The sequence below is a fragment of the Streptomyces sp. NPDC056347 genome, from assembly GCF_042262625.1.
Taxonomy (GTDB): Bacteria; Actinomycetota; Actinomycetes; order Streptomycetales; family Streptomycetaceae; genus Streptomyces.
Window position 1 is genome coordinate 1 of record NZ_JBHJQP010000325.1, and the last position, 2,484, is coordinate 2,484.

A 2,484-nucleotide genomic window follows, 5' to 3' on the forward strand; every position below is an offset into this window, starting at 1 on the left:
GCCCCACGGCGGGCCGGGCGCGCGCGTCGCCTCACATGGTGTTGACGATGAGACCGATGTGGGTGAAGTAGTTCAGTCCGCCGAAGAGCAGGAAGGCGATCCCGGCGATCCCCCAGACCACGCCGATGACCGAGGCCGTCCACCCCCTGGGCCGTCGCAGCGCGAACGGGAGGAGGAGGGCGCCGATGCCGACCAGGACGTACAGCCCGGACATGAAGCTCGCCTCCAGCATCGGCCACTTCGCGAACTCCCCGGAGATGGGCTCCTCCGGCGGGGCGGCGAAGAGGGTGTACTTCCAGCCCGCCGCGGCGATCCCGAAGCAGGCGAGGCCCATGCCGAAGACGAACAGGGAGATGGGGCCGGCGACCCGGGCCGTGCGGACGACCCGGTCGTCACCGAGGAGTTCGGTGCCGCGCCTCCATAGATAGAAGGAGGCGGTGAGCAGGAAGACGCCGAAGGCCAGGGCCGGTTCACCGAAGATGACGTTGTCGAACGGGAAGCCCTGCCCGGCGAGCGGCCAGGTCAGGGTCATGTGCAGGCCGGTGGTGACGAGGGTGAAGCCGAGCGCGGCGAACGCGAGCGCCCAGCCCTCGTACGAGATCTCCGCCCTGGGGGCGAGCAGCCGGTACCCCAGTGCCACCACGAGCAGCAGCCCGGCGCCGGCGGCCACCGACATGATCGTGTTGTAGGTCGGCATCCTGGCCCAGTCGATCTTCAGACCGGACGCGGCGAGCGGCATCATGACGTGCTGGATCATGCGCGGAGCGTAGTTCTCCGCCGGGGCCTTTTGAGGGATTTGACCAGATTTTCCCGCTCTACGGTCGTGTCGCCTCCTGCTCCGGGACCGGAACGGCGCCGCGCGGGTACGGGGATTCCCCGGGCAGCAGCGCGCCCGCTTCGTCGAGGCGTCCGGCGCGCACCAGCCCGTGGATCCGCCGGGCCAGCGGGGTGACGTCGCGGATCGACACCGTCCACTCGTCGGCGTACCGCCGGGACGCCTCGCCGGAGAGGCCGAGCTGGAGGGAGCGGTGCGGCAGCCGGTTCAGACGCAGATCGCGCTCGGGGTCCCACTGGACGCGGGCCGGCGCACCGCGCAGGCTCCGCTGCCAGGTGGCCCGGTCCGGGTGAACTCCCCTGACGTAGTGCGAGAGTTCGGCGTTGGCCAGGGCCCAGTCGAAGCCCTCGCGGGCGATCTCGACGGCCAGCACCGTCTCCTGGCCCTCCTTCGTGCCCCAGCCGCAGCGGTACATCATCCACAGGAAGCTCGGCTTGATCCAGGTCATCCGGTCCCGCTTCCACTCCGCGGGGAAGCGGCCGTCCCGCGCTGCGGGGAGACCGAGGCCGGGGCGGTAGGCCTGGTACACGGTGACGGTGGTGTCGGTGTGCCGGGCGCGGATCTCGTACTGCGGAACGGTGGGGGAGGTCGGGGAGGTCGGGAAGATCATGACCTCATCAGAGCAGCGGGACGGCGGGGGCGGCGAACGGTTTACCGCGTGACGAATGGCCGTCCACCGGGCCTGTCATGCGCGGGACCTGACATTCGTCATACGGAGTCCGGTACACGCGGCTCTGCCGGGCACCGGGGCCCGGGGGCCAGTCTGTACGTATCGAGAGCGGGGCCGCCGAGGAGCCCGCCGCTACGGAGGAGGACCCCCTCATGAGCAGCCCGGCCGCCACCCTCGCCGCCCCCGCCCCCGCCCCCTTCGCCGCACCGGCCCCGGCCGTCGGGGCGCCCTCGCGGGGCCGGGCGGTGCTGAACGGGCTGCTTCCGCTGCTCGTGGACGTCGGCGTGCCGCTCGCCTCGTACTACGTGCTGAGGGCGGCGGGGCTGGGCCTCTTCGCCGCGCTGGCCTGGAGCAGCGCCCTGCCGGCCGTGCGCACCGTGTGGGGCGTGCTGCGCGAGCGGCGGCTCAACGGGCTGGCGGCGCTGATCGTGACGGTGAACGCGGTGAGCCTGGTGACGAGTCTGCTGACCGGCGATCCGCGGCTGATGCTCGCCAAGGACAGCGGGGTGAGCAGCCTGATCGGGCTCGTCGTCCTGGTGACGGCGCTCAAGGGGCAGCCGATGATGACCGCCGGGGTGCGGCCCTGGCTGGTGAAGGGCAACCCGGCCAGGGACGCCGCCTGGCAGCGGCTCGCGGGCGGTTCGGCGGCGGCTTCGGCGGCCTTCCGGCGGGCGGAGAACCGGTTCTCGGTGGTGTGGGGTGCGGCGCTGCTGGGCGAGTGCGTGGTGCGGGTGGTGGGCGCGTACACGCTGCCGGTGGAGACGATGGTGTGGCTCGGCACGGTGGTCATGGTGGTGACGATGGTGGGCGCGTTCCTGGTGTCGGGCCGGCTGGGCGCGGTCCCGATGGAGCACATGATCACCGAGGAGGACGCCGCCTTCGGCGCCGGGCGCTGACCGGCACACGGGGCGGAGCGGTCCGCGGGACACGGGGGTGCCGGCGGGCAGCGGAAAGGGCCGGAGGGGAGCTGGTCCAGCTC

The 2,484-nt window shown here is 72.3% G+C and carries 3 protein-coding genes; 1 reads left to right on the forward strand and 2 read right to left on the reverse strand.

The genetic code is table 11. From position 1 onward, the window contains the following. Positions 1-31 precede the first annotated feature (31 nt). Together ACFCV8_RS35910 and ACFCV8_RS35915 are read right to left on the reverse strand one after the other, a co-directional pair. The gene (locus ACFCV8_RS35910) at positions 32-757 is read right to left on the reverse strand and encodes a DUF981 family protein (protein ID WP_376689756.1); all 726 of its coding nucleotides are present in this window, start codon (positions 755-757) and stop codon (positions 32-34) included. A gap of 58 nt (positions 758-815) precedes the next feature. Beyond that, complete coding sequence (locus tag ACFCV8_RS35915) at positions 816-1,445, reverse strand: DUF4291 domain-containing protein (protein ID WP_376689757.1); 630 nt, start codon at positions 1,443-1,445, stop codon at positions 816-818. A 212-nt stretch (positions 1,446-1,657) separates the two neighbouring features. Between ACFCV8_RS35915 and ACFCV8_RS35920 the strand changes: the two genes are divergently transcribed. Then, a complete protein-coding gene (locus tag ACFCV8_RS35920; protein WP_376689758.1) occupies positions 1,658-2,401 on the forward strand; it encodes a VC0807 family protein in 744 nt (247 codons plus the stop codon). Positions 2,402-2,484: the final 83 nt, after the last annotated feature.

What these genes read in the sequence shown, in the direction of transcription:
- ACFCV8_RS35915 (WP_376689757.1), bottom strand. Translation starts at nt 1,445, where the DNA reads ATGATCTTCCCGACCTCCCCGACCTCCCCCACCGTTCCGCAGTACGAG.
- ACFCV8_RS35910 (WP_376689756.1), bottom strand. Translation starts at nt 757, where the DNA reads ATGATCCAGCACGTCATGATGCCGCTCGCCGCGTCCGGTCTGAAGATC.
- ACFCV8_RS35920 (WP_376689758.1), top strand. Translation starts at nt 1,658, where the DNA reads ATGAGCAGCCCGGCCGCCACCCTCGCCGCCCCCGCCCCCGCCCCCTTC.